Here is a 17,886-nt window from a genome sequence, read left to right as displayed (position 1 = left end):
ATCAAAGCGCAAGCCGGCAAAACTTTTACCGGACGGTGAGCAAATTATTGCTGTTATTAAAAGTGTTATCGGCCGCAATCTAGCATTTTCCAACTGGTCTGTCATCTTCCGGACCGGACCCGACAAAAACAGGCTGCACAAGGCACAGAAGTGTCATATGATAATGGGAATGCTTATCATTTGAGGTGTGGATCATGGGGATGGCTATCATTGCCGCCTGCGGCCTGTGGGGATTTAGCTGGGTGATGGGGAAAAAACTGGACAGTGCCTGGGGCGTGCTGCTGCCATGCGCCGCCATGCCATTATTTGCCTTGTGGGGGCCGAGCTTCAGCCAGTGGCGGCTGGTGATGGTTGTTGCGCTACTGATGACGATTGTGATGCTGTTTAATCAACGCTTACGCCACTATCTGCTGCTGCCATCATGTCTGGCATTAGCGGGCGGACTGGCGGCGGTATCGGTGAATTTTCATCTGAATTAACGACAGGAAATGGCGAAAGAATGCGTACAGGATGGACAGAACAGAAAGGATTACAGCAGGAAGATGACAACGTTGGTGCGAAGAGAGGGACTTGAACCCTCACGTCCGTTAAGACACTAACACCTGAAGCTAGCGCGTCTACCAATTCCGCCACCTTCGCATCGAGTTGTCTGTTCATATCACCGCAATGGTGCGAAGAGAGGGACTTGAACCCTCACGTCCGTTAAGACACTAACACCTGAAGCTAGCGCGTCTACCAATTCCGCCACCTTCGCGCAGTGCTCGCGATATGAAACTTGTGATTTTGGTGCGAAGAGAGGGACTTGAACCCTCACGTCCGTTAAGACACTAACACCTGAAGCTAGCGCGTCTACCAATTCCGCCACCTTCGCATACCCGTAACACGTTGAGAATGTTACAACCACGGAGGCGCATTCTAGAGATTTTACTCTTTGCGTCAACAACTATTTCGTCGGGCTGAAACGATCGCTGTAAAAAGCAACGTTTTCAGCCCGGCAAGGCGGTTAACGGCGGGAAAAGGCCTTAGCGCGTTTTCGCTCCGCGACCATAGACGGCGCGATACACTTTAAAGCGGCCGGTTTGTGCGATCACTTCATGGCTGCCGAACGTTTCATCCAGCACCTGTGGATAGGGCAGGAAGGTGTTAGCAACGATACGCAGTTCACCGCCGGTGTTGAGATGCTTCACCGCGCCACGAATCAGCGCCTGTGCGGCGTCAAGGCTGGTCTGAGTGCCTTCATGGAACGGCGGATTCGAGATGATCATGTCGAAGCGACCGGTCACATCAGAGAAGACGTTGCTGGCGAACACTTCGCCTTCCAGGCCGTTGGCAGCCAGCGTGGCTTTACTCGCTTCAATCGCCGCGGCGTGGACGTCGCACAACCACAGACGCACTTTTGGCGAACGCGCCGGCAGCGACGCGGCAAGCACACCCGCACCGCAACCGATATCCAGCACTTTACCTTTGGTATGTGCGGTAAAGGTCGACAGCAACAGCGCACTGCCGCTATCCAGACCGTCACGGCTGAAGACGCCAGGCAGAGTATGAATGGTCAGATCGTTGAGCTGATAAGTATGACCAAAGGTGCTGGCATCAAACTCAGGCTGTTTGTCGAGGCGACCGTGGTAAAGGCCACAGCGGCGTGCGCTGTCGATCTTCTCCAGCGTGACCCACTCTTCCAGCATCCCTTCAGCGCTGCGCACGCCGCTGCGGTTTTCACCCACCACAAAGACATCGCAGCCCACCGGCAGCAGTGACAGCAGGTTCTGCAGCTGGAACTGCACTTCGGGTTTGTTCTTGGTCCAGAAATAGACCAGCGTATCGCAGCCCTGCACATCCTCCGCCTGCGCAACCAGTCCATAACGCGCCTGTTCGCCCATGCGGTGGCTCAGGTTTTGCCAGTGATGATATTGCTGGGTATGAACGCGCGAAGAGGCGGTCTCCAGCTGAGCGGGCAGGTCATCCTGCAGATCGCCAGCAAACAAAACGTGGCGGGCGGTAAATTCATCACTGTGGCGCAGAATGACTTCGCTGGCCGGGGTAAAAGCAGACATGTAGGGCTCCTGTAAGATCTGAGCGGCGATTATAGTGGTTTGTTGGCGCATGTTCGATGGGTTTGCTAGCATAGCGTCGCATTCAGGCAGCAGAACAGGTAACACCATGACGTCCAGGCGCGACTGGCTTTTACAGCAAATGGGAATTACGCAGTATCAGCTGCGCCGCCCGCGCGTGCTTCAGGGCGAAATTGCGGTCACGCTGGCACCGGACACGCAGCTGATTATCGTGGCTGACACACCGCCCGGCCTGCACGAACCGCTGATGCGCGACGTGCTGCATACGCTGAATCTGCAACCCACTCAGGTAATGACCGTGACGCCGGACCAGCTGCAAATGCTGCCGGAAACGCTCAATTGCGCAGGCTGGTTGCTTGGGGTCGAGAGCGAACAGACCTTTAACGGCGTGGCATTAACCAGCGCCTCCTTCAATGAACTGATCAGCAGCGGCGCCGCCAAACGCGCGCTCTGGCAACAGATGTGTAACCATGACAGCCATCTCTTTTCTCACCCCTGACGATCGGGCGCAGGCCTTTGCCATTGAGCGTCGTAGTCACGCCTTTCCCTGGAGTGAACAGACGTTTGCCAGTAACCAGGGCGAACGCTTTCTCAATCTGCGACTCGATGTGGACGGTCAAATGGCCGCCTTCGCTATCACTCAGGTGGTACTGGATGAAGCCTCGCTGTTCAACATTGCGGTCGATCCCGCCTGGCAGCGCCGGGGATTTGGCCGTCAATTGTTACAGCATCTGATTGATGAACTGATTAAACGCGACGTGCTGACGCTGTGGCTGGAAGTGCGGGCCTCAAATCTGCCGGCAATTGCGCTCTATGAGCAACTGCAGTTTAACCAGGTCAGCCGCCGTCCCAACTATTATCCCACCGCCAGCGGTCGCGAAGACGCCATCATCATGGCGCTGACGCTGTAGCGGTGTTAAGGAGCTTTGATGTTAGATAACTGGGATTGCATCCTGTTTGATGCTGACGATACCCTTTTTCATTTCGACGCCTATGCCGGATTACAGCGACTGTTTGCCGGCTACGACGTGCAGTTTTCCGACCAGGATTACGCCGATTATCAGGCGATCAACAAGCCGCTGTGGGTCGATTATCAAAACGGTACTATTTCGGCGCTACAGTTGCAGACCCAGCGCTTTAATCACTGGAGCGAAAAGCTCAGCGTGGCACCGGAGATCCTCAACAGCGGCTTTCTCACGGCGATGGGCGAGATCTGCACGCCGCTGCCGGGCGCGGTCAGCCTGATGAACCGGCTGCATGGCCGGGTGAAGATGGGCATCATCACCAACGGTTTCACCGCGCTGCAACAGACGCGGCTGGAGCGTACCGGTTTTCGTGATTACTTCTCGGCGCTGGTGATCTCGGAACAGGTGGGCGTGCCGAAACCGGCCGCAGAGATCTTTGATTATGCGCTGAAGCAGATGGGCAACCCGGATCGTCAGCGGGTGCTGATGGTGGGGGATACTCCGGAGTCGGACATTCTCGGCGGGATGAATGCCGGTCTGAAAACCTGCTGGCTCGATCACGGTACCCGTCCGCTGCCGGAACATATTCATCCGACCTGGCAGGTCAAATCGCTGAGTGAACTGGAAGCCCTGCTGGCCGGTTAATGCGGGATGCCTCGCAAAGCCGCACGCTGATTGCTAAAAAGGCCCGTCTGACGGGCCTTTTCAGTTGTATTATCGCGCGGTGGGATCAGCGACGAGGCGCTACTCTTTTTTCTCGTCTTCCTCATCGCGATCTTCTTTCACCGGCGTACTGGCGGTGAGCAGAAACGGCGACTGCTGCCAGCGGGTCCGGCGATGGCGCAGCAGGGTGCGGGAGAGAATAATGCCGATCGCCAGCGCCAGCAGCATCATCAGGCGCAGAATGTTGGTGGTGTTATCCACCTGGCGCGATTCGGTGACCAGTACGTGGGTATCGAGCGTGACGCGCAAAAAGCCGAGCGGGCCATCGTTACCGGCCAGCGGCTGGACAATCTGATGATTGAAATAGCTGCCGGCGCGTTTGCCATCCAGCGCCAGCCGGTCGCGCACATTGATATTTTCACCGCTGTGCGCCACTAAGCTGCCGTCGCCGTCATACACCGAGGCGTCGAGGATGCGGCTGTTGGCGGTCATCTGATTGAGAATGGCTTCAATCTGGTTGCGGTTATTTTCGCTGTTATCCATCAACGGCTTCAGGCTGAACGCCACCTGATTGGTCAGGGTATGCGCCAGCTCCTCGACCTGTTCGGAACGCGCCATTTGATGGCCGAGACTGAACCAGGAAGCGCCCTGCATCAGGACCACCAGCAGCGCCATTGAGATCAGCACAATCACCGTGCGATGTAAGCGAAATTTTAGTGCGGTTTTAGCCATCAATAATCCGTGTCACGTCACAACAGAAAGCCTGGAGATTATGTTGCCAGAAGCGGCGCAGACAAGGTAGCCTCTTGCGTGGTTTTGTTGTCCCTACAGGAGCTGTGATGCCAAATCGTTTAACCTGGTGCGATCTGCCCGCCGATGTCTCTCTCTGGCCGGGTTTGCCCCTTTCTCTTAGCGGTGATGAAGTGATGCCGCTGGATTATCGCGCTGGCCGGACAGGCTGGCTACTGTACGGCCGCGGGCTGGATAAGCAACGGCTGACCGACTACCAGCATCAGCTGGGTGCCGCGATGGTGATCGTCAGCGCCTGGAACGTCGATGAGTATCAGGTGATTCGCCTGGCGGGCTCGCTAACGCCGTTCGCCAGCAAACTGGCGCATGACGCCGGGATGGACGTGGCGCCGCTGGGTAAAATTCCGCACCTGAAAACGCCGGGCCTGTTGCTGATGGATATGGACTCCACCGCGATTCAGATCGAGTGCATCGACGAGATTGCAAAACTGGCCGGCAGTGGCGAGCGGGTGGCAGACGTCACCGAACGCGCAATGCGCGGCGAACTCGACTTCACCGCCAGCCTGCGTGAGCGGGTGGCGACCCTGCAAGGGGCCGATGCTAATATTCTGAAGCAGGTGCGCGATGCGCTGCCGCTGATGCCGGGCCTGACCACGCTGACGCAAAAACTGCAGGCGCTGGGCTGGCAGGTCGCGATCGCCTCGGGCGGCTTTACCTATTACGCCGAATACCTGCGCGACAAGCTGCATCTGTCAGCGGTAGTCGCCAATGAACTGGAAATCCGCGACGGCAAACTCACCGGCAACCTGCTGGGACCGATTGTCGACGCACAATACAAAGCCGACACGCTGAAAAAGCTGGCGCAGCGTTTTGACATCGCGCCGGAACAGACCGTGGCGGTTGGCGATGGGGCCAATGACCTGCTGATGATTAAAGCCTCAGCGCTGGGCATTGCCTACCATGCGAAACCTAAGGTGAATGAGCAGACTGCGGTCACCATTCGCCATGCCGATTTAATGGGGGTGTTCTGCATCCTCACCGGCAGCCTGATCCACGAAGAGCGTTAACTGAGGTATTGATTTGGCCAAAGCGGCAAAACGCGCATTTGTCTGTAACGAATGCGGCGCAGACTATCCACGCTGGCAGGGGCAGTGCAGCGCCTGTCACGCCTGGAACACCATCACCGAGGTGCGGATCGCCGCCTCGCCTGCTGCGGCGCGTAACGAGCGTCTGAGCGGTTACGCGGGCAGCGCCGGTACCAGTCGGGTACAGAAGCTGTCTGAAATCAGTCTGGAGGCGTTACCGCGCTTCTCGACCAGCTTCAAAGAGTTTGACCGGGTGCTCGGCGGCGGCGTAGTGCCGGGCAGCGCCATACTGATCGGCGGCAGTCCGGGAGCCGGTAAATCGACCCTGCTGCTGCAGGTCATGTGTCGCCTGTCGGAAGGGATGAAAACTCTGTACGTCACCGGGGAAGAGTCGCTGCAACAGGTAGCAATGCGCGCCCATCGTCTGGGATTACCGACCGAAAACGTCAATATGCTGTCGGAAACCAGCATCGAGCAGATCTGCCTGATCGCCGAGCAGGAGCAGCCGCAGCTGATGGTGATTGACTCGATCCAGGTAATGCACATGGCGGAGATCCAGTCTTCGCCGGGCAGCGTGGCGCAGGTGCGAGAAACCGCCGCCTACCTGACGCGCTTCGCCAAAACGCGCGGCGTGGCGATCATCATGGTCGGTCACGTCACCAAAGATGGTTCGCTGGCCGGTCCCAAAGTGCTGGAGCACTGTATCGACTGTTCAGTGCTGCTGGATGGCGATGCCGATTCCCGCTTCCGCACCCTGCGCAGCCATAAAAACCGGTTTGGCGCGGTGAATGAATTAGGCGTGTTTGCCATGACCGAGCAGGGGATGCGTGAAGTCAGCAACCCGTCGGCCATCTTCCTATCGCGTGGCGAAGAGGTCACTTCCGGCAGCTCGGTCATGGTGCTGTGGGAAGGAACGCGTCCGCTGCTGGTGGAGATTCAGGCGCTGGTGGACCATTCGATGATGGGCAATCCGCGGCGCGTGGCGGTGGGGCTGGAACAGAACCGCCTGGCGATTCTGCTGGCGGTGCTGCACCGTCATGGCGGGCTGCAGATGGCGGACCAGGATGTGTTCGTTAACGTGGTCGGCGGCGTCAAAGTCACCGAAACCAGTGCTGACCTGGCACTGATGCTGTCGATGGTGTCGAGCCTGCGCGATCGTCCGTTGCCGCAGGATCTGGTGATCTTCGGCGAAGTGGGGCTGGCAGGCGAAATCCGACCGGTCCCCAGCGGTCAGGAACGTATCTCCGAAGCGGCAAAGCATGGCTTTAAACGGGCCATTGTGCCGGCTGGCAATGCACCGAAAAAACCGATCGATGGAATGCAGGTTTTCAGCGCGAAGAAGCTGGCGGATGCGCTGGCGATTCTGGACGACCTGTAATGCGCCTGACGTCCGCTGATGGCGTGCCGTCAGCGGGCGAGGAGACGCGTTCAACCTTAACCGCATTCACGCAGGAGGCACGACATGTCGTCGTTTGATTATCTGAAAACGGCCATTCGCCAGCAGGGTCACACGCTGCAACAGGTCGCTGACGCCAGCGGCATGACCAAAGGCTATCTGAGCCAGTTGCTCAATGCCAAAATCAAAAGCCCCAGCGCGCAAAAGCTGGAAGCGCTGCATCGCTTTCTCGGGCTGGAATTTCCGCGTCGTGATAAAACGGTTGGCGTGGTGTTTGGCAAGTTTTATCCGCTGCACACCGGGCATATCTATCTGATCCAGCGCGCCTGTAGCCAGGTGGATGAGCTGCATATCATCATGGGCTATGACGAGCCGCGCGATCGTGAGCTGTTTGATAACAGCGCCATGTCGCAGCAGCCGACGGTCAGTGATCGGTTGCGCTGGCTACTGCAAACCTTCAAATACCAGAAAAACATCCGCATCCACGCCTTCAATGAAGAGGGAATAGAGCCCTATCCGCACGGCTGGGATGTCTGGAGTGAAGGCGTCAGCGGCTTCCTGAACGAGCACGGCATCACCCCGGATTGCATTTATACCAGTGAAGCGCCCGATGCGGAGATGTATCAGCAGCATCTGGGGATTCAGACGATACTGGTCGATCCCAACCGATCCTTTATGAGCATCAGCGGCGCACAGATCCGCCAGGACCCGTTCCGTTTCTGGGAATACATTCCGACCGAAGTGAAGCCGTTTTTCGTGCGTACCGTGGCGATCCTCGGCGGCGAGTCGAGTGGTAAATCGACGCTGGTGAATAAGCTCGCCAATATTTTCAACACCACCAGTGCCTGGGAATATGGCCGCGACTATGTCTTTTCGCACCTCGGTGGTGACGAAATGGCGCTGCAATATTCTGACTACGACAAGATTGCACTGGGTCAGGCGCAGTACATCGACTTTGCGGTCAAATATGCCAACAAGGTGGCGTTTATCGACACCGATTTTGTCACAACTCAGGCGTTTTGCCTGAAGTACGAAGGGCGCGAACATCCTTTCGTTCAGGCCCTGATCGACGAATATCGCTTCGATTTAGTGATTTTGCTGGAAAATAATGTGCCGTGGGTGGCAGACGGATTGCGCAGTCTCGGCAGCTCCGTCGACCGCCGCGAATTTCAGTCGATGCTGGTGACGATGCTGCGTGAAAACAATATCGATTTCGTTCATGTGCGGGAAGATGACTACGACACCCGTTTCCTGCGCTGCATTGAAGTGGTGAAAGGGATGCTGGGCGAGAAGAACGCCCAGCCCTGAAGCGAAAAGGGGACCGTGGCGGGTCCCCTTGCCAATTAATAAACCATCACTACTTTGCCACGCATGTGGCCTTCCAGTACCCGCTGATGGGCCGCTTTCAGCGTCTCAACGCTTAATCCCTGCAGCGTCTCGCTCAGGGTGGTTTGCAGCTTACCTTCATCCAGCAGTGCTGCCACGGCATCCAGAATTTCACCCTGACGCGCCATATCCGGCGTATTAAACATGCTGCGGGTATACATCAGCTCAAAGTGCAGTGCTGCGCTTTTCAGCTTCAGCTGATCCATCGACAGCGGATGCTCGTTCTCCACGATGGTGCAGATATGGCCCTGCGGCGCGATCAGCTTCGCCATGGTTTCCCAGTGACCGTCGGTATCGTTGAGGCAGAAGATATAATCGACCTGCTTGATCCCCTGTTTTTCCAGTTCACCCGGCATATCTTTATAGTTGATCACCAGATCGGCACCGCGATCGCGGCACCACTGCGCCGAATCTTCCCGGGAGGCGGTAGCAATGACTTTTACCTTGCTGTGCAGCTTCGCCAGCGGGATCGCCAGCGATCCGACACCGCCTGCACCACCGACGATCAGCAGTGTTTGATCTTCGCGGGCAGCGGTCAGATTCAGCCGCTCAAACAGTCCTTCCCAGGCCGTCAGCGCCGTCAGGGGGATGGCCGCCGACTGCGCCCAGTCGAGGCTCTTCGGCTTGTGGCCGGTAATGCGTGCGTCGATCAGCTGCTCGGTGCTGTTACTGCCGGGACGGGTCAGATCGCCAGCATAGTAGACTTCATCGCCCGGCTTAAAATTGCTGACTTTGCTGCCGACTTCCAGCACCACGCCGCTGGCATCCCAGCCGAGAATACGGGGCACCTGCAGCCCGTTTTTGACCGCGCCTTTGTGAACCTTGGTATCAACCGGATTCACCGAGGCGGCTTTCACCTCAACCCGCAGGTCATACTCGCCTGGCGTTGGGGTTTCAGGAAAGATTTCAATAAAGTTTTCAGGACTCTCTGGATTAATAGCAATAGCGCGAATAGACATAGTGATTCTCCTGTGTGATTACGCTAAGTGTAGAACCTGGATTTAGCGGTGATAAGATGGACAATCTTTCATAGAGTGTTCGTCTGAGGTGAACAATGGCGTTTCGTCAGTGGCAGGACATGGCGCTTTTTGCGCTGGTGGCGGAGTGTGGCAGTTTTACTGCTGCGGCGGAACGCGCGGGGTTGCCAAAATCGAGCGTCAGTCAGCGCATCAGCCAGCTGGAGCAGCGGCTTGGCATCCGGCTGCTGAACCGAACCACTCGCCAGCTTAATCTGACCTTTGCCGGAGAACGCTATCTGCTGCACTGCCAGGAGATGATGCAGGCCAGCGAACGCGCCGATCAGGCGATCGCCAGCCTGCGCGAGAATCCTAGTGGCCGGCTGCGTATCACCAGTCCGGCCGGCATTGGCGCCACGCTGCTGGCGCGCTGCAATGCGGCGTTTTTACAGCTTTATCCCGACGTAACGCTGGATGTCTCGATCTCGGATGATATGCGTGATCTGGTGCAGGAGGGGTTTGATGTGGCGCTGCGTACCGGTCAGCCGCAGGAGTCATCGCTGATTGGTCGTCGGGTTGGCTATTGCCAGCGCCTTCTGGTGGCCTTGCAACACTATCTTGATCGGCATCCGCCGCTGGTGCATCCGCAACAGCTGGCTGCGCATCGCTGCATCGCCCATCGCGCCTGGAACGAGTGGGTATTACAGCGTGACGATGAGTATTATCGCTGGCTGCTGCCGCCGGGCCATCTGACGGATAATTTAATCTACGCCCGTGAATCTGCGCTGGCAGATGCTGGCATTACGCTGTTGCCGCATTTTCTTACCGACGGTGCGATGGCGGACCCGCGTCTGGTGCCGGTGCTGCCGGACTGGCAGATGGAAGGGAATGAACTGTGGCTGGTCTATCCGGGACGTAAACTCAACTCGCCGGCGCTGGCGCGCTTTGTTGAGTTTGCGCTGCAATTCCCGGTGTTCAGGGATTTTTATCGCTGACTTTTATATAACAGGAATTACATTAACTTATAAGTTTGATACCTGTAGCAGAAAATTATATTTCATTAAATATGATGATATTTCCTGTGGTTCTCAGAGGAAGAGGATTTATATGAAAGCTCAAAATTTAAAGACTGCATGTATCAAAACCTTATCAAAAAGTGAGCTTTACGATCAGCGAGAGTTTAATGGCGTAACGGCTCTTAAAAATATTCTGGGTGATGAAAATAGGGTGATTGAAACTACTTTTATCCTTAGGGGCAGTAATGTCAGCTGCAATGCATCCGTTACCTGGTATGATGCCAGAGAGTCACATGAAACTCGTTCCGAGTTCCGACTTTACTATGAAAGCAATCCGATAACAGAACTGGCGGTTCCCGGAGATAATATTGTGATTGGTTTTGATAAAAAGAATATATTCACCTGCATTTTATTTAAAACAAATGATGAGGAGCATCAAGGGCTTATTGAACAATGGACTCAGATTTATTAATTTAATAAAAAAGGGAAGCACTCGCTTCCCTTTTTAACATCAATCACGCTGCGATTACTTAATCATACGCTTGTACTTGATACGCTTCGGCTCCAGCGCTTCGGCACCGAGGGTGCGCTTCTTGTACTCTTCGTATTCGGTAAAGTTACCTTCGAAGAATTCGATGTTGCCTTCATCCTGATAGTCCAGGATGTGGGTCGCGATACGGTCCAGGAACCAGCGGTCATGCGAGATCACCATCGCGCAACCCGGGAACTCCAGCAGGGCGTTTTCCAGCGCACGCAGGGTTTCAATGTCCAGGTCGTTGGTCGGTTCATCGAGCAGCAGCATGTTGCCGCCAACCTGCAGCAGCTTGGCGAGGTGCAGACGACCGCGCTCACCGCCCGACAGTTCACCGACGCGTTTGCCTTGATCGACGCCTTTAAAGTTAAAGCGACCAACATAGGCGCGGCTTGGCATTTCGGTGTTGCCGATACGCATGATGTCCTGACCGCCGGAGACCTCTTCCCATACGGTTTTGGAGTTGTCCATGCTGTCACGGAACTGATCGACTGACGCCAGCTTGACGGTATCGCCGAGCACGATGCTGCCGGAGTCAGGCTGTTCCTGACCGGACATCATGCGGAACAGCGTCGATTTACCGGCGCCGTTCGGACCGATGATGCCGACAATCGCCCCTTTCGGTACCGAGAACGACAGATCGTCAATCAGCACGCGGTCACCGTACGATTTACGCAGATTGCTGACTTCCAGCACTTTGTCACCCAGACGTGGGCCAGGCGGAATAAACAATTCGTTGGTTTCGTTACGCTTCTGGTATTCGGTGTTGTTCAGCTCTTCGAAGCGCGCCAGACGGGCTTTACCCTTAGACTGACGGCCTTTAGTGCCCTGACGAACCCACTCCAGCTCTTTCTCAATCGACTTGCGGCGGGCCGCTTCAGACGAGGCTTCCTGCGCCAGACGGGCATCTTTCTGCTCCAGCCAGGAGGAGTAGTTGCCTTCCCACGGGATGCCTTCGCCGCGGTCCAGTTCCAGAATCCAGCCCGCCACGTTATCAAGGAAGTAACGGTCGTGGGTAATCGCCACTACGGTACCTTCGAAGTCGTGCAGGAAGCGTTCCAGCCAGGCGACAGATTCGGCATCCAGGTGGTTGGTAGGTTCGTCGAGCAGCAGCATGTCTGGCTTTTCCAGCAGCAGACGGCAGAGTGCGACGCGGCGACGTTCACCACCGGAGAGCGTGGCGACTTTCGCATCCCAGTCTGGCAGGCGCAATGCATCCGCAGCGCGCTCCAGCTGAGTATTCAGATTGTGACCATCGTGTGCCTGGATAATCTCTTCCAGACGGCCCTGTTCAGCGGCCAGTTTGTCAAAGTCCGCGCCTTCTTCGGCATACAGCGCGTAGACTTCGTCGAGACGTTTTAACGCGCCAACCACTTCAGACAGCGCCTCTTCAACCGACTCACGCACGGTGTGTTCCAGGTTGAGCTGCGGCTCCTGCGGCAGGTAGCCAATCTTAATGCCTGGCTGCGGGCGCGCTTCTCCTTCGATATCTTTATCGATGCCGGCCATGATGCGCAGCAGGGTGGATTTCCCGGCACCGTTCAGGCCGAGGACGCCGATTTTCGCGCCAGGGAAGAAGCTAAGGGAGATGTTCTTCAGGATGTGTCGCTTCGGCGGAACCACTTTGCCGACGCGGTGCATGCTATAGACGAATTGAGCCACGTTGTATTGAGCCTCTGGGTCTGTTGGTCATTGGGATGATGTCAAAGTTTAGCCTTTTTCACCGTCTAATCACAGCCGGGGCGCGGCGAATTTCCGACGTGTGCCGCAGTTCGGCCTGACTGCCTGATTTCCGCGCAGCCGATAATGCACAGGCGTTTTGTCGGAAAAGGGGACCGGACGCGCCATCAGCGTCTCGCTGGCGGGATGCGGTTCCGGGGAGTGGCAAGAGTAACGTGAACGGCTGACGGCGAAGTATTCTGCCGCCGTCAGGCAGACCTTTACGGCAGGCGCAGCGGAATCGCCTGTTGCGCCAGCCAGTTTTGCAGAGCCTGATCGGGTGCGCTGTCACTCACCAGCAGATCAAAGCGGCGCAGTTCGGCGATGCGGGCAGGCAGCACCTTGCCATATTTACTGCTGTCAGCCACCAGAATGCACTGGCGCGCCCGACGCATTGCGTGATGCTTCATCGCCAGCTCATTGATGTTGTAGCAGGTCGCGCCCTGATCTTTATCGATCCCGGCCGCTGAGATAAACGCCAGGGTCGGACAGAGATCGTCGAGGATCGAATGGGCGCCGATCGGCGTAAACAGCGCGTTGTCGGCATGAAATTCGCCGCCACTGAGGATCACGTTACAGGCCGGTTTCTCTTTTAACGCCAGGAAGGTGTTCATGGCGCAACAGATCGCGGTAAACGGCAGCGCGTCAGGAATGGCATCGACGATGTAGGGCAGGGTGGTGCCGCAGTCAAAAAACACCGTGTCATTTTCACCGATCAGGCTGGCGGCAGCCTGTGCCAGCCGCTGTTTTCTGGCCGCATTCTGGCCGTGCTGGTCGGTGACAAAGTAGTGGCCAGCGTGGCTTTTTGGATCGCTGACGATGTAGCCGCCCAGCAGCACGACGCTGGAGGCCGGCTCGGTCAGATCGCGGCGGATAGTCATCTCTGACACGCCAAGCAGCTGCGCCGCGTCTTTCAGATGCAGTTTATCGGTGCGTTTAAGCGCCTGCGTCAGCTTATGAATACGTTCGTCGCGCCGGGTTTCCATGTTCATCTCTGTCTGTTGAGTATCCTGCTGGGCTGATTGAGGGACCGGAAACCGGCGTAATCATCGCGACAAACCTCACAGATTTTAAGGGGTTGCGTCCTCTCCGCCAGGCTGATTTTCAATCTTACCTGCAATTGCTAAACCCCGCAAACCTCCAGCGCCGTCGCCCGGCGGTGGCCTTTCAGCCGCCAGGCTGCGACCCTGGCGGCAGTCTGCTCTGCTGTCTGATTGTTACAATCGTAACACGATAACCGGCCTTAATTCGGCCTGAACAGCAGAATCCGCCCCTTCAGGATGTGGTTTTTATCACATATTTAACCAGCAGGAATTGTTATTGTTACTTTTATAACATTTGCTGGTTAAAAAACATCCGGGAGAAAACAGTCATGGATATCGCAGTCATCGGCTCAAATATGGTCGATCTGATTACCTATACCAACAGCCTGCCGAAAGCGGGCGAAACCCTTGAAGCGCCCGACTTTGCCCTTGGCTGTGGCGGTAAAGGCGCTAACCAGGCCGTCGCGGCAGCGAAAATGGGCGGCAAGGTGATGATGGTCAGCAAGGTCGGTGACGACCTCTTTGCCCCCAACACCGTGGCTAATCTGCAACAGCAGGGCGTGGACACGCGCTTTGTCACCACCGCACCGGACACCTCCAGCGGCGTCGCGCCGATCTTTGTCGATGACCAGTCGCAGAACCGCATTCTGATTATCAAAGGCGCTAACCAGCAGCTGAAGCCGGCCGATATCGACGCTGCCGCAGAGGCGCTGAAAGCCTGCCAGCTGATCATCCTGCAGCTGGAGATCCCGCTGGAAACGGTCTATTACGCCATCGATTTTGCCCGTCAGCATCAGATCACCGTGATCCTTAATCCTGCGCCAGCGGTGGCCGATCTCGACATCCACTACGCCTGTAAGTGCGACTTCTTTATGCCTAACGAAACCGAGCTGGAGATCCTCACCGGGCTGCCGGTCAGCAGCGATGATGAGGTGATCCTCGCCGGACAGTCGCTGTTAAAACGCGGGCTGAAAAACCTGATCATCACGCTCGGCAGTCGCGGCTCGGTCTGGATGAGCGGCGATAGGGTGCATCGGGTGGCCGCCACGCCGGTTCAGGCCGTCGACACCAGCGGCGCGGGCGATGCTTTTATTGGCTGTTTTGCGCACCTGCTGGTTAAAACCGGTGATGTCGCGGCCGCCATGACCCAGGCGTCGGCCTATGCCGCCTGCAGCGTCACCGGACGCGGCACCCAGCGCGCCTATCCCGACGCAGAGAGTTTTCAGCGCTTTCTTAACCTTCACTGAGGTCACGCTATGCAACAGAATATTGTTCAGCAATCTGATGGCTATCTGAATAAAACGCCGCGCTTTCAGTTCATCCTGCTGTCGTGCCTGTTTCCGCTGTGGGGCTGCGCTGCCAGCCTCAACGATATCCTGATTACCCAGTTTAAAAGCGTGTTCGCGTTAAGCGACTTTGCCAGCGCGCTGGTGCAGAGCGCCTTTTATGGCGGCTATTTTCTGATTGCGATCCCAGCGTCGCTGGTGATCCGCAAAACCAGCTACAAGCTGGCGATCCTGACCGGCCTGGCGCTCTACATCCTTGGCTGTGTGGCGTTTTATCCCGCCTCGCACATGGCGACCTACACCATGTTTCTGGCGGCGATCTTTGCTATCGCCATCGGCCTGAGCTTTCTTGAAACCGCCGCCAACACCTACAGCTCGATGATTGGCCATCGCGACCACGCCACGCTGCGGCTCAACATCAGCCAGACCTTCTATCCGATTGGGGCGCTGATGGGCATTGTGCTGGGTAAATACCTGGTGTTCCAGGATGGCGACAGCCTTGAGAGTCAGATGGCGTCCATGACCGCAGAGCAGGCGCACGCGTTCCGCCTGACGATGCTGGAACATACGCTGGAGCCCTACAAATATCTGGTGATGGTATTAGTGGTGGTGATGCTGCTGTTTATGTTTACCCGCTATCCGCGCTGCAAACCGCAAAGCAACGAATCATCGCTGCCTTCGCTGGCGGAGACCTTTCGCTATCTGGCGACTAACCGCCATTTTAAACGCGGCATCGTGACGCAGTTTCTCTATGTCGGGATGCAGGTGGCGGTCTGGTCGTTCACCATTCGTCTGGCGCTGACGCTGGGTGCGACTAATGAACGTCACGCCTCCAACTTCATGATCTACAGCTTTATCTGCTTCTTTATCGGCAAGTTCGTGGCGAATTTCCTGATGACCCGTTTCCGCGCTGAGAAAGTGCTGATCGCCTATTCGGTGCTGGGCGTGCTGACGCTGGCGTATGTGATGCTGGTGCCGAACTTTACCGCCGTCTACGCCGCCGTGTTCGTCAGCGTGCTGTTTGGTCCCTGCTGGGCGACCATTTACGCCGGAACCCTGGCGACGGTCGATAATAAATATACCGAAGTGGCCGGTGCGTTTATCGTGATGGCGATTGTCGGTGCTGCATTCGTCCCGGCGCTGCAGGGGCTGGTGTCTGATCTGGCTGGCTCAATGCAGCTGGCGTTTGGCGTCTCGTTGCTTTGCTTCGCTTGGGTCGGCTTTTACTTCTATGGCGAGCTGCGCCATAAGAAACCGGTGTCTGGCGGTCGTCTGCTGGAGGAGGCATCATGAAAACCCGTTTACCGTTACGCCGTGAGCAGTTCCATTTTACCCCTGAGGTGTTGCTGGAGAGCGATGACTTCCGGGTGGTGTTGTTTCGCTACCCGGCGGGGATTGAAGCGGTGCGCATACATAACCGGCGCGGCAGCGTGACCATACTGCCGTTTCTCGGTCAGATGATCTGGGACGTGCAGTTCGACGATCATAACCTGACCATGGGCAACAGCTTTAAGCAGCCGCTGCCCGGCGATTCGATCATCGATACCTACGGCTGCTTCGCGTTCCACTCGGGATTGCTGGCGAACGGCTGCCCGTCGCCCGAGGACAATCATCCGCTGCACGGTGAGATGGCCTGCGCCCGGATGGAGAGCGCCTGGCTGGTGCTGGAGGATCAGACGCTGTCGCTGGAAGGGGAGTGTGAATATGTTAAAGGCTTCGGCCATCACTACCTGGCGGCACCCGCCGTCCGCATTCAGGCCGATCGGCCCCGGCTGACGATCGCGATGACGGTGACTAACCTGGCTGGCGCGCCGATGCCGCTGCAGTATATGTGTCATCTTAACAGCGCGTGGATCGATCAGGGACGTTTCCGGCAGTCGATCCCCGAACAGGCTTTTCAGCTGCGTCGCTCGATCCCGGCCCATCTCAAACCAACGCCTGCCTGGCGCGACTACACCGCGCAGCTGGCTGCCGATCCACAGGCGTTACAGCAACTCGATCAGCCGGAGCTGTGCGATCCGGAGATCGTCTTTTTCGCCGACGATCTGCCGCAGTATGGCGATGAGGTGCAGTTTGAGCTGCACGCGCCGGCGGGCTACGCTCTGATGACGCGCTTCTCTACCGCGCAGTTTCCTCACGCCACCCGCTGGCTGCTGCACAACGCCGATCAACAGGTCGCGGCCTATATCCTGCCCGCCACCTGTCGGCCGGAAGGCTTTCTGGCGGCGCAGCAGGCCGGCACCCTGATCACCCTGGCCAGCGGCGAACAGCGCCACTTCTCCGTCGAGACCGGCTTGCTGTAAGCGCGATGCGCGGCCTTAAATCGCCACCAGGCCGCGCACGCCATCGGCTTCCATGCTGTCGCCGCGGCCACGCTGCACGATTTCGCCGCGCGACATCACCAGATAGCTGTCCGCCAGTTCAGCGGCAAAATCATAAAACTGCTCAACCAGCAGGATCGCCATATCTCCGCGCTGCGCCAGCTGGCGGATCACCGCCCCGATCTCTTTGATCACCGACGGCTGGATCCCTTCGGTTGGCTCATCCAGGATCAACAGCTGTGGGCGGCAGGCCAGCGCCCGGCCGATCGCCAGCTGCTGCTGCTGACCGCCGGAGAGATCGCCGCCGCGGCGTGACTTCATGGCAAACAGCACCGGGAACAGCTGGTAGATCTCATCCGGGACCTGACGTGCCTGCGATGCCGGAAAGCGGGACAACCCCAGCAGCAGGTTCTCCTCCACCGTCAGCCGCGGAAATATCTCCCGGCCCTGCGGCACATAGGCGATGCCGGACTGCACCCGCTGGTGCGGTTTACGGCCGTTGAGCTTCTGCTGCTGCCAGTGGATCTCGCCCGATTTCGCCGGAATCAAGCCCATCAGGCACTTCAGCAGCGTGGTTTTCCCCACGCCGTTGCGGCCCAGCAGGCAGGTGATCTCACCGACTTTCACCTCAAACGACAGGCCGCGCAGAATATGACTGCCGCCATAATATTGATTCAGTTCAGTAACCTGTAACAT

The 17,886-nt window shown here is 57.1% G+C and carries 18 protein-coding genes and 3 tRNA genes; 12 read left to right on the top strand and 9 right to left on the bottom strand.

The genetic code is table 11. From position 1 onward, the window contains the following. Positions 1-194 precede the first annotated feature (194 nt). The gene (locus LZU96_RS17365; protein ID WP_233985374.1) at positions 195-479 is read left to right on the top strand and encodes a DUF1435 domain-containing protein; all 285 of its coding nucleotides are present in this window, start codon (positions 195-197) and stop codon (positions 477-479) included. A gap of 73 nt (positions 480-552) precedes the next feature. Here LZU96_RS17365 and LZU96_RS17360 read toward each other — a convergent pair. The 4 genes from LZU96_RS17360 to rsmC form a co-directional block, all read right to left on the bottom strand. Then, positions 553-639 (bottom strand) — tRNA-Leu (locus LZU96_RS17360). 28 nt (positions 640-667) lie between these two features. Beyond that, positions 668-754: transfer RNA gene (locus LZU96_RS17355), tRNA-Leu, on the bottom strand. A 30-nt stretch (positions 755-784) separates the two neighbouring features. Further along, positions 785-871, bottom strand: a tRNA-Leu gene (locus tag LZU96_RS17350). Positions 872-1,022: 151 nt separating this feature from the next. Next, the gene (gene rsmC, locus LZU96_RS17345) at positions 1,023-2,054 is read right to left on the bottom strand and encodes a 16S rRNA (guanine(1207)-N(2))-methyltransferase RsmC (protein WP_233985373.1); all 1,032 of its coding nucleotides are present in this window, start codon (positions 2,052-2,054) and stop codon (positions 1,023-1,025) included. Positions 2,055-2,160: 106 nt separating this feature from the next. Here rsmC and LZU96_RS17340 point away from each other — a divergent pair, with 106 nt between their 5' ends. The 3 genes from LZU96_RS17340 to yjjG are packed head-to-tail and all read left to right on the top strand — an operon-like array spanning position 2,161 to position 3,682. After that, complete coding sequence (locus LZU96_RS17340) at positions 2,161-2,571, top strand: DNA polymerase III subunit psi (protein ID WP_233985372.1); 411 nt, start codon at positions 2,161-2,163, stop codon at positions 2,569-2,571. Next, positions 2,543-2,983, top strand: coding sequence for a ribosomal protein S18-alanine N-acetyltransferase (gene rimI, locus LZU96_RS17335; protein ID WP_233985371.1), 441 nt, complete (start codon positions 2,543-2,545; stop codon positions 2,981-2,983). Before LZU96_RS17340 ends, rimI begins: the two co-directional genes overlap by 29 nt. 18 nt (positions 2,984-3,001) lie before the next feature. Next, a complete protein-coding gene (yjjG, locus tag LZU96_RS17330) occupies positions 3,002-3,682 on the top strand; it encodes a pyrimidine 5'-nucleotidase (RefSeq protein WP_233985370.1) in 681 nt (226 codons plus the stop codon). Between the two features lie 99 nt (positions 3,683-3,781). Here yjjG and LZU96_RS17325 read toward each other — a convergent pair whose 3' ends face one another. Further along, complete coding sequence (locus LZU96_RS17325) at positions 3,782-4,432, bottom strand: YtjB family periplasmic protein (protein WP_094119192.1); 651 nt, start codon at positions 4,430-4,432, stop codon at positions 3,782-3,784. 107 nt (positions 4,433-4,539) lie between these two features. Here LZU96_RS17325 and serB point away from each other — a divergent pair, with 107 nt between their 5' ends. The 3 genes from serB to nadR all read left to right on the top strand — a co-directional run bounded on the left by serB (position 4,540) and on the right by nadR (position 8,239). Continuing rightward, positions 4,540-5,517: a phosphoserine phosphatase gene (serB, locus tag LZU96_RS17320; RefSeq protein WP_233985369.1), complete on the top strand. Its 978-nt coding sequence runs from the start codon at positions 4,540-4,542 to the stop codon at positions 5,515-5,517. 13 nt (positions 5,518-5,530) lie between these two features. Beyond that, positions 5,531-6,913: a DNA repair protein RadA gene (gene radA, locus LZU96_RS17315; protein WP_031376046.1), complete on the top strand. Its 1,383-nt coding sequence runs from the start codon at positions 5,531-5,533 to the stop codon at positions 6,911-6,913. An 84-nt stretch (positions 6,914-6,997) separates the two neighbouring features. Next, the gene (nadR, locus tag LZU96_RS17310; RefSeq protein ID WP_094119195.1) at positions 6,998-8,239 is read left to right on the top strand and encodes a multifunctional transcriptional regulator/nicotinamide-nucleotide adenylyltransferase/ribosylnicotinamide kinase NadR; all 1,242 of its coding nucleotides are present in this window, start codon (positions 6,998-7,000) and stop codon (positions 8,237-8,239) included. 35 nt (positions 8,240-8,274) lie between these two features. Here the strand turns inward: nadR and LZU96_RS17305 are convergent, their stop codons facing one another. Beyond that, on the bottom strand, positions 8,275-9,276 hold the full coding sequence (locus tag LZU96_RS17305) for a zinc-binding alcohol dehydrogenase family protein (RefSeq protein WP_233985368.1): 1,002 nt from the start codon (positions 9,274-9,276) through the stop codon (positions 8,275-8,277). A 95-nt stretch (positions 9,277-9,371) separates the two neighbouring features. On the opposite strand from LZU96_RS17305, the gene LZU96_RS17300 reads away from it, so the two are divergent. Then, the gene (locus LZU96_RS17300; RefSeq protein ID WP_233985367.1) at positions 9,372-10,268 is read left to right on the top strand and encodes a LysR family transcriptional regulator; all 897 of its coding nucleotides are present in this window, start codon (positions 9,372-9,374) and stop codon (positions 10,266-10,268) included. A 112-nt stretch (positions 10,269-10,380) separates the two neighbouring features. Next, positions 10,381-10,761, top strand: a complete 381-nt coding sequence (locus tag LZU96_RS17295; protein WP_094119198.1) for a hypothetical protein — start codon at positions 10,381-10,383, stop codon at positions 10,759-10,761. 54 nt (positions 10,762-10,815) lie between these two features. On the opposite strand, the gene ettA is transcribed toward LZU96_RS17295, so the two are convergent. Further along, positions 10,816-12,483, bottom strand: a complete 1,668-nt coding sequence (gene ettA, locus LZU96_RS17290; RefSeq protein WP_233985366.1) for an energy-dependent translational throttle protein EttA — start codon at positions 12,481-12,483, stop codon at positions 10,816-10,818. Positions 12,484-12,761: 278 nt separating this feature from the next. After that, entirely contained in the window at positions 12,762-13,526 is a 765-nt protein-coding gene (gene deoR / locus LZU96_RS17285) for a DNA-binding transcriptional repressor DeoR (RefSeq protein WP_233985365.1), read from the bottom strand. Between the two features lie 386 nt (positions 13,527-13,912). Between deoR and rbsK the strand changes: the two genes are divergently transcribed. The 3 genes from rbsK to LZU96_RS17270 are packed head-to-tail and all read left to right on the top strand — an operon-like array spanning position 13,913 to position 17,172. Next, complete coding sequence (rbsK, locus tag LZU96_RS17280; RefSeq protein WP_233985364.1) at positions 13,913-14,830, top strand: ribokinase; 918 nt, start codon at positions 13,913-13,915, stop codon at positions 14,828-14,830. A gap of 9 nt (positions 14,831-14,839) precedes the next feature. Next, positions 14,840-16,162: an L-fucose:H+ symporter permease gene (gene fucP / locus LZU96_RS17275; RefSeq protein ID WP_233985363.1), complete on the top strand. Its 1,323-nt coding sequence runs from the start codon at positions 14,840-14,842 to the stop codon at positions 16,160-16,162. Continuing rightward, positions 16,159-17,172 carry an aldose 1-epimerase family protein gene (locus LZU96_RS17270; protein ID WP_233985362.1) on the top strand — a complete coding sequence of 338 codons (1,014 nt, stop codon included), beginning with the start codon at positions 16,159-16,161 and terminating at the stop codon, positions 17,170-17,172. Before fucP ends, LZU96_RS17270 begins: the two co-directional genes overlap by 4 nt. A 15-nt stretch (positions 17,173-17,187) precedes the next feature. On the opposite strand, the gene urtE is transcribed toward LZU96_RS17270, so the two are convergent. After that, a complete protein-coding gene (urtE, locus tag LZU96_RS17265; protein WP_069728458.1) occupies positions 17,188-17,886 on the bottom strand; it encodes an urea ABC transporter ATP-binding subunit UrtE in 699 nt (232 codons plus the stop codon).

Origin of the sequence: Pantoea agglomerans (assembly GCF_021397715.1) — a bacterium.
GTDB lineage: Bacteria > Pseudomonadota > Gammaproteobacteria > Enterobacterales > Enterobacteriaceae > Pantoea > Pantoea astica.
Note: the sequence above shows the minus strand (reverse complement) of the source record. Positions and strands in the feature narration are given on the sequence as shown.

Excerpts from the sequence above, each read along its gene's own strand:
- LZU96_RS17365 (WP_233985374.1), top strand. The coding sequence starts at position 195 with ATGGGGATGGCTATCATTGCCGCCTGCGGCCTGTGGGGATTTAGCTGG.
- rsmC (WP_233985373.1), bottom strand. The coding sequence starts at position 2,054 with ATGTCTGCTTTTACCCCGGCCAGCGAAGTCATTCTGCGCCACAGTGAT.
- LZU96_RS17340 (WP_233985372.1), top strand. The coding sequence starts at position 2,161 with ATGACGTCCAGGCGCGACTGGCTTTTACAGCAAATGGGAATTACGCAG.
- rimI (WP_233985371.1), top strand. The coding sequence starts at position 2,543 with ATGACAGCCATCTCTTTTCTCACCCCTGACGATCGGGCGCAGGCCTTT.
- yjjG (WP_233985370.1), top strand. The coding sequence starts at position 3,002 with ATGTTAGATAACTGGGATTGCATCCTGTTTGATGCTGACGATACCCTT.
- LZU96_RS17325 (WP_094119192.1), bottom strand. The coding sequence starts at position 4,432 with ATGGCTAAAACCGCACTAAAATTTCGCTTACATCGCACGGTGATTGTG.
- serB (WP_233985369.1), top strand. The coding sequence starts at position 4,540 with ATGCCAAATCGTTTAACCTGGTGCGATCTGCCCGCCGATGTCTCTCTC.
- nadR (WP_094119195.1), top strand. The coding sequence starts at position 6,998 with ATGTCGTCGTTTGATTATCTGAAAACGGCCATTCGCCAGCAGGGTCAC.
- LZU96_RS17305 (WP_233985368.1), bottom strand. The coding sequence starts at position 9,276 with ATGTCTATTCGCGCTATTGCTATTAATCCAGAGAGTCCTGAAAACTTT.
- LZU96_RS17300 (WP_233985367.1), top strand. The coding sequence starts at position 9,372 with ATGGCGTTTCGTCAGTGGCAGGACATGGCGCTTTTTGCGCTGGTGGCG.
- LZU96_RS17295 (WP_094119198.1), top strand. The coding sequence starts at position 10,381 with ATGAAAGCTCAAAATTTAAAGACTGCATGTATCAAAACCTTATCAAAA.
- deoR (WP_233985365.1), bottom strand. The coding sequence starts at position 13,526 with ATGGAAACCCGGCGCGACGAACGTATTCATAAGCTGACGCAGGCGCTT.
- rbsK (WP_233985364.1), top strand. The coding sequence starts at position 13,913 with ATGGATATCGCAGTCATCGGCTCAAATATGGTCGATCTGATTACCTAT.
- fucP (WP_233985363.1), top strand. The coding sequence starts at position 14,840 with ATGCAACAGAATATTGTTCAGCAATCTGATGGCTATCTGAATAAAACG.
- LZU96_RS17270 (WP_233985362.1), top strand. The coding sequence starts at position 16,159 with ATGAAAACCCGTTTACCGTTACGCCGTGAGCAGTTCCATTTTACCCCT.
- urtE (WP_069728458.1), bottom strand. The coding sequence starts at position 17,886 with ATGTTACAGGTTACTGAACTGAATCAATATTATGGCGGCAGTCATATT.